We start from the raw sequence: 7231 nt of genomic DNA, 5'->3' as shown, positions 1-7231 counted from the left end.
AAAAAACACCTCCAAATTGAAATTTAAGTATCTATACCCGAATTTCAATTGAAGATGCTTTTTTTATTTGTCTATACTGTTGGGGTCAGTCCCAATGTATTAGGTAGCTTTTTGTTGCTAAGTGGAGCTATTTGTGACGCAATATGAGCACAAAGCGAGTTCCTCTCAGCTGTTTATTTCCACTCGCTCGCAAGCATGCCATAAAGGACGTGGTCGACGTAGTGATCATATAGCCACTCTGCAGCGCGTATTGTTCCTTCAGTAGTGAAATGAAGTCGTTCAGGGATTGCGCGGCTTTTTGTGTTACCTACAGCTACACGGATTTCCACTTTGTTCAGTTGTAATTCGTCAAATGCGTATTGTACTAAAGCTTGTACCGTTGTTGTCATAATGCCGTGGCCTTGCGCATCTTTATCGAGCCAATAGCCAATTACTGCAATTTTATTTGTATTATTAATAGTATTAAATCCTGCAATGCCTACAATTTTATTGCGGAAAATAATAACAAGAGTTAGGCTGGTTTTAGCTTCGTAGCCAGTAATACAGCCTTCTATATAACCTTTTGTATCTGAAAGCTCTTTGGTGAAATCTAACCATGGCAACCATTCACGTAAATTTTCCCTTGAATTATTTGTTAGTGCAAAAACAGCCTCTGCATCATCAATAGCGATTGTTCGTAACGTTAATTCATGATTGATATTTATTTCCATAATATTGCCGCCTCAATTCTACCATTTATTTTAAAGCATTATGCATAAAGCTCTTCATTTCTTGACTTAGCGTTGTTAGTTCTTCAATAATTTCACTAAAATCTTGTACAAGTTGGGCCTGTTCATTTGTTGCATCATTGATTTGTCCCATATTTTGCTTTAGATTATCAAGATTTCTATTAATATTGCGAAGAGAAGCTTCGATATTTTCTGTAGCAGAAGACGTTTCAAATGAAAGTTTTCTAACTTCCTGTGCGACGATATTAAAACCAGCTCCATGCTGACCTGCGCGAGCCGCTTCTATCGATGCATTTAAGCCAAGTAAATTCGTTTGGCGAGAAATACTTTTTATTAAATCTGTCACATCATTTGTTTTTTCTGAATCCTCCAGGGCGTGTTGTGCCTGTTTGTTAATTTCCTCACTCGTTGCTGCTAGCTCCTCTGAATGAGAAGCAATTGTATGTACTTTATCTTGAAGACTATTCACAATATTATCCATTGTATTCATATAATGTTCCAGTTTGAGCTCATTATCTATCGGTAATCCAAATGCTAGTGCCCCAACTACTTTACCGTTTTCTCGAATCGGAAAGGCAAAAGCATTGATGGCAACGCCGTATACGTCCTCGGGAATGATCACGTCTGCATTTTTTCCAGCAAAGGCGATGTATACATTTTGATCATTTGCATTTACTTTTTGACCATCCACATAACCAGTGTCGGCACGTTTGCCTGCTAAATATTTTACAACTGTTTCACTTTCCTTCTCTATGACAGCTACTATCGCTTCTTCTTTTAATGCAAGGTGAATGTAGTGTGCTGATAGAGCTAAAGCTTCAATCATTTTCATGAAATACCTCCAAGTCTTTATAAAAACAGTGATTTCTAGATTATTCCTTCACTGTAGCACAATAATGGCTAATTCAAAATAGTAAAAACATTCATTTAACAGAAAAGAGATATTTTTTGATTCCCTGTTAAGCAATAGTCATGCTAGTTTATGCTTTTAATAATATTGTCAAATAAAAATAATGGAAACGAAAAGAAAAGGTCATATAGTTTGTCTAAATTTTGACAACCTTCCAGTGTTTTTTAGAGAATGTTGTATTAGAATAATAGATAGAAGGGACAAGTCGTCGGAAGGAGATAGAGATGGACTATATAGAGAAGGGAACAAAAGCATTTAACAAAGCAAATTGGGCTTTATTTTTAGCTGGGTTTATTACGTTCGCGAACTTATATGTATCGCAACCGCTACTACCGACGTTTGCCGAGGAGTTTAATGTCTCACCTGCAATAGCAAGTTTGTCATTATCTGTAACGACATTGGCTTTATCAATTAGTATGATAATTGTCGGTTCGTTATCTGAAGCTTGGGGAAGAAAGTCATTAATGACAATATCAATATTTTCTGCATCGGCTTTAACACTAGCCCTAGCATTTTCACCGAACTTTGAAACTATACTAGTATTACGTGTTATTCAAGGTGTTGTGTTTGCTGGACTACCGGCTATTGCGATGGCTTATTTAGGTGAGGAAATTGCACCGTCAAGTTTAGGCGTTGCGATGGGGCTTTACATAAGCGGCAATTCTGTAGGGGGGCTAAGTGGTCGTGTTATTATAGGTACCTTAACAGACTTGTATAACTGGCAAGTTGGTATGATTGTACTTGGAATAATTAGTTTGATGATTAGCGTGTTATTTATATGGATGCTACCGAATTCTAAGCATTTTACGGCACGTCCATTACAAATAAAGGCGTTAACAAAGTCTCTTATTCAGCACTTAAAAGATCCATCGATGCTTTGCTTATTTGGCATTAGCTTTGTGTTAATGGGTAGCTTTGTGACACTTTACAATTATATTGGCTTTAAATTAATGGCACCACCTTATAATTTAAGTGCCACCATTGTCGGATGGATATTTGTTATTTATTTGGTCGGGACATTTAGCTCAGCATGGTTTGGCAGTTTAGCCGATCGTTTTGGACGTCAAAAAATGTTGTTGTTAGCGATTGCTATTATGCTGGCAGGTGCAATTATTACATTACAAAGTCTACTGTTATTAAAAATAGTAGGTATTACAGTTTTTACCTTTGGTTTTTTTGCAGCCCATTCAATAGCAAGTGGCTGGGTAAGCAGGCGTGCCACTCATGATAAGGCACAAGCATCATCGCTGTATTTATTTTTTTATTATTTTGGCTCGAGTGTGGGTGGCACCGCAGGGGGCGTGTTTTGGATGCATTTTGGTTGGGTAGGCGTAATTGCGATGATTACGGTATTTTTAGTCATTGCATGTGTGCTCACATTTGTGTTAAAGAGCATCATTGCCAAACAACGATTAATTACCAACTAGTAGAGTAAAATACTATGTTAATAGAAATTTTGTTATTTTTCACATGATCGATAATAGAAACAATGACCGCATCTCAAGCTATTCATAGAGTTGCGGTTTTTTTTGTTATATAACATAAAATTTAACAGATTTGGTGAATAACATTGACAATATAGTATATAGTACCATAAAATGGTATAGACAGACAGTCGGTCAGTAAGGGGGAGGCAATGAGAAAAGAAGCGGAAGAGCGTCGAAACGAAATACTGGATGTAGCTGATGAGCTTTTCGGTCAAAAAGGTTTTGATGGCACAAGTACTAATGAAATTTTAGAAAAAGTAGGTATTGCACGGGGGACGCTATATTATCACTTTAAATCGAAAGAGGATATTATGGATGCGTTGATTGAACGCTATACGGTGCAAATTTTATATTCTGCAAAGGAAATTGCTGCAAACAAGAATATTTCCGTCTATGAGCGTATTATCGGCGTTGTCATGGCATTAAACATAAGTGATGGTAACGGTAAAGAAGTAATAGAGCATATGCATAAACCGCAAAATGCGCTTATGCATCAAAAAATACAAAAAGTGATAGTTAATGAGGTTCCGCCAGTATTAACGGGAATTATTCAGGAAGGTATTGAACAAGGACTATTTAATACGCCATATCCTTATGAATGTATGGAAATGATTGTCGCATATACCAATACTGTTTTTGATGATGCAATGGTCAATTTAACGAATGCAGAGTTTGCCAGTCGTATACAAGCATTAATATTTAATGTCGAACGACTGTTAGGTGTTGAAAGTGGAAGTCTAATGCACATGATGAGGATGTTCGATAATGTAAAAGGAGATAGCGGTGGAGAGAAGACTTCAGATTAATTCGCTATTCATGAGGGCATTCCCTTTTCATAGACAGGAAGGCTAGCTGGTGAATTATGTTTTTCAATCTGTTAAAAAGCTTGAACAGAGGTGACATATGTATTACAGAATAATCCGTAATGACATTTCAAATAGCAAACTGATTTCGCTAACAACAATGATATTTGTTGCGGTCGCGGCTATGCTTGTTGCATTATCAGCAATACTTGTTGTTAATCTTTCGGGGGCATTAGATACACTGATGAAGCAGGCGAAAACCCCTCATTTTATGCAAATGCATGTAGGTAATATTGATACAGTTCGACTTGAAGACTTTGCAAAACAGAATAATAACGTTCAAGATTATCAAGTGCTTGAGTTTCTCAATATTGACGGCTCGCAAATTATTTTAGGTGATCGTTCGTTTGCAAATAATGTGCAGGATAATGGTTTTACAATTCAAAGTAAGAAATTCGATTATCTTCTGGATCTTGATGGCAATATAATCGATGCGTTAGACGGTGAACTTTATGTACCGATACGTTATATGAAAGAAAACAACGTAAAGATCGGTGATAAGGCAGCGATAAGTGGGAAACAATTTATTGTTGCGGGATTTTTAAGAGATTCACAGATGAATTCGATGCTCTCCTCTTCAAAGCGATTTCTTATTAGTAAAAATGATTACGAGGACATAAAAGGCTTTGGCCGTATGGAATATTTAATCGAGTTTAGATTAAAAGATTTATCGTCGCTCGGAGCATTTGAAACTGCCTATGCAACCGCTGGACTTGAAGCAAATGGCCCGACAATTACTTATCCACTGTTTAAAATGATTAATGCGCTTACTGATGGATTGATGATCGGCATTATCCTCCTTGTTAGTGTACTAGTCGTTGCCATTGCCTTTATGTGCATTCGTTTTACACTCCTCGCGAAAATCGAATTAGATTACCGCGAAATAGGTGTAATGAAGGCCATTGGATTACCAGTTTCTAATATAAAGAAGATATATTTAGCAAAATACGCAGCCATTGCATTGGCAGGTAGTGTAATCGGTTTTGTATGTTCATTTTTGTTCAAAAACATACTTCTTGAAAATATTAGGCTTTATATGGGGGAAAGCGACAATTCTTCTCTTGCTTCACTTTTTGGAATAATTGGAGTAGTCCTTGTCTTTTGTGCCATTATTGCTTATGTAAACGGAGTGTTGAAACGCTTTCGAAAGATTTCTGCTGTTGAGGCACTACACTATGGTACTTCGCAAGAACAAAACATGGGAACAAAGAGATTTAGCTTGAATAGCAACCGCCTAATTAACATAAATATATTTCTTGGTATTAAAGATGTACTGTCAAGAAAAAGACTTTATGCCACAATGCTAACAGTGCTTGTTATTTCGTCTTTTATTATGATTGTTCCACTTAACCTTTACAACACGATTTCCTCAAACAACTTCATCAAATATATGGGTATTGGAAACTACGATATGCGTATTGACATTCAGCAAACTGATAATATATCTCAAAAAACGGAACAAATTTTATATGCCATAAACAACGATAGAACTATAACAAAACATACAGTTCTGTCGACCAAAACATTTAAAGTAAAAATGGAAGATGGAGCAGAGCGAAATATAAAAATTGAACTTGGTAACCACTCAATTTTCCCAATAAAATATTCAACTGGCAGTGCTCCTGCTTTACAACATGAAATTGCACTTTCTGTGTTAAATGCCGATGAGTTAGGTAAAAAAGTAGGTGATATTATGACACTCGTCATTGCAGGAAAAGAACGGAAATTTACGGTTAGTGGTGTCTATTCTGATATTACAAACGGTGGAAAAACTGCGAAGGCCACTTTTAATGACCATTCTACAAATATGATGTGGAGTGTTATTAGTGTAGAATTTTCCGATAAAGCTATGCTCGAAAATAAAATGATAGAGTATACGAATCACTTTACCTATGCAAAAGTATCAGATATCAATAATTACGTCTTACAAACTTTCGGTTCAACAATTGATGCAGTAGGAAAGGCTTCACGCGCAACCATTGCCGTTGCACTCTTTATCACTGTACTAATTACGTTATTGTTTATGAAAATGCTTGTAGTAAAAGATCGATACGCTATCGCTGTAATGAAAGCGGTAGGGTTTACAAATTCAGATATTACGACACAGTATATTGCCCGCTCATTATTCATTTTATTGATTGGAATGGTTGTTGGTACACTGCTTGCTAATACGGTCGGAAGTTTACTAGCAGGTGCAATGATCTCTTCTTTTGGTGCTTCGTCGTTTACATTTTCGGTCAATCCTTTAGCGGCATACCTATTTTGTCCGCTACTGATGACATGCTCGGTTCTGATTGCAACAATTATTAGTACTTTGAGTGCTGGGAAAATTAAAATATCCGAAAATATAAAGGAGTAGTTTATGAAGAAAATAATTCTCGGAGACAATATTGTAAAAGCATTCGGTGAAGGGGCGAAAAAGCATCATGTTCTGAATGGGGTATCCGTTGCGATAAATGAGGGAGAATTTGTTGCTATTATGGGTCCATCAGGCTCAGGAAAATCTACCCTTATGTTTGCATTAAGTGGTATGGATAGCATTGACACTGGAAAGGTGTCGTTTGATGGAATGGATTTGTCACTACTGAGTGAACAGAAACTTGCCGATATACGAAGAACAAAAATGGGGTTTGTTTTTCAGCAGCCGACTTTGCTTAAAAACTTAAATATTTTGGATAACATTCTTCTTCCTTCATTGCGAGATAATAGAAAAAGCATAGACAAGATAACAAAAAAAGCTAGAGCACTTATGAAAAAGGTTGGAATTGATGAGCTCGAAAAACGTGATATCACACAAATTTCGGGAGGACAGCTTCAACGTGCAGGTATTTGCCGTGCACTGATAAGCAATCCTAAAATTATTTTCGGTGATGAGCCGACAGGTGCGCTTAATTCAAAATCAGCACAGGAAATAATGGACATCATTACTGAAATTAATGCAGAAGGGACAGCAGTGCTGCTTGTAACACATGATCCAAAGATTGCAGCAAGGACAGATCGAATACTGTTTATGTGTGACGGAAAAATAGTCGATGAAGTACACTTTAACCGACTTACTGACACAAATATTGAAGACAAAATGGAAAAGATTCTAGAGGAAATGCGGAAAATCGGCATATAATTTCTATTTTTAAAATACTAGTTGATGGTAGCGCAGACGAGTGACTCCTGCGGGAACAGCACAAAACGTAAGCCGCAACAGGCGGCGCGACAGCGACGGTTGTGGCTTACGATGTGCCCGCG

6 protein-coding genes are annotated in these 7231 nt (G+C 36.9%); 4 read left to right on the top strand and 2 right to left on the bottom strand.

Annotated elements, in window-relative coordinates:
- Nucleotides 1–173: 173 nt before the first annotated feature.
- Together ACIQ1H_RS10135 and ACIQ1H_RS10130 are read right to left on the bottom strand one after the other, a co-directional pair.
- Nucleotides 174–710 carry a GNAT family N-acetyltransferase gene (locus tag ACIQ1H_RS10135; RefSeq protein WP_402888513.1) on the bottom strand — a complete coding sequence of 179 codons (537 nt, stop codon included), beginning with the start codon at nucleotides 708–710 and terminating at the stop codon, nucleotides 174–176.
- Between the two features lie 25 nt (nucleotides 711–735).
- Nucleotides 736–1560, bottom strand: a complete 825-nt coding sequence (locus ACIQ1H_RS10130) for a methyl-accepting chemotaxis protein (RefSeq protein WP_173478426.1) — start codon at nucleotides 1558–1560, stop codon at nucleotides 736–738.
- A gap of 302 nt (nucleotides 1561–1862) precedes the next feature.
- On the opposite strand from ACIQ1H_RS10130, the gene ACIQ1H_RS10125 reads away from it, so the two are divergent.
- The 4 genes from ACIQ1H_RS10125 to ACIQ1H_RS10110 all read left to right on the top strand — a co-directional run bounded on the left by ACIQ1H_RS10125 (nucleotide 1863) and on the right by ACIQ1H_RS10110 (nucleotide 7109).
- Complete coding sequence (locus ACIQ1H_RS10125) at nucleotides 1863–3065, top strand: MFS transporter (protein ID WP_402888511.1); 1203 nt, start codon at nucleotides 1863–1865, stop codon at nucleotides 3063–3065.
- A 209-nt stretch (nucleotides 3066–3274) separates the two neighbouring features.
- On the top strand, nucleotides 3275–3931 hold the full coding sequence (locus tag ACIQ1H_RS10120) for a TetR/AcrR family transcriptional regulator (protein WP_402888509.1): 657 nt from the start codon (nucleotides 3275–3277) through the stop codon (nucleotides 3929–3931).
- Nucleotides 3932–4028: 97 nt separating this feature from the next.
- Complete coding sequence (locus ACIQ1H_RS10115; protein ID WP_402888507.1) at nucleotides 4029–6347, top strand: ABC transporter permease; 2319 nt, start codon at nucleotides 4029–4031, stop codon at nucleotides 6345–6347.
- A 3-nt stretch (nucleotides 6348–6350) separates the two neighbouring features.
- A complete protein-coding gene (locus tag ACIQ1H_RS10110) occupies nucleotides 6351–7109 on the top strand; it encodes an ABC transporter ATP-binding protein (RefSeq protein WP_402888505.1) in 759 nt (252 codons plus the stop codon).
- Nucleotides 7110–7231 lie beyond the last annotated feature (122 nt).

Origin of the sequence: Lysinibacillus sp. NPDC097279 (genome assembly GCF_044761745.1) — a bacterium.
Taxonomy (GTDB): Bacteria; Bacillota; Bacilli; order Bacillales_A; family Planococcaceae; genus Lysinibacillus.
Note: the sequence above shows the minus strand (reverse complement) of the source record. Positions and strands in the feature narration are given on the sequence as shown.

What these genes read in the sequence shown, in the direction of transcription:
- ACIQ1H_RS10135 (WP_402888513.1), bottom strand. Translation starts at nt 710, where the DNA reads ATGGAAATAAATATCAATCATGAATTAACGTTACGAACAATCGCTATT.
- ACIQ1H_RS10130 (WP_173478426.1), bottom strand. Translation starts at nt 1,560, where the DNA reads ATGAAAATGATTGAAGCTTTAGCTCTATCAGCACACTACATTCACCTT.
- ACIQ1H_RS10125 (WP_402888511.1), top strand. Translation starts at nt 1,863, where the DNA reads ATGGACTATATAGAGAAGGGAACAAAAGCATTTAACAAAGCAAATTGG.
- ACIQ1H_RS10120 (WP_402888509.1), top strand. Translation starts at nt 3,275, where the DNA reads ATGAGAAAAGAAGCGGAAGAGCGTCGAAACGAAATACTGGATGTAGCT.
- ACIQ1H_RS10115 (WP_402888507.1), top strand. Translation starts at nt 4,029, where the DNA reads ATGTATTACAGAATAATCCGTAATGACATTTCAAATAGCAAACTGATT.
- ACIQ1H_RS10110 (WP_402888505.1), top strand. Translation starts at nt 6,351, where the DNA reads ATGAAGAAAATAATTCTCGGAGACAATATTGTAAAAGCATTCGGTGAA.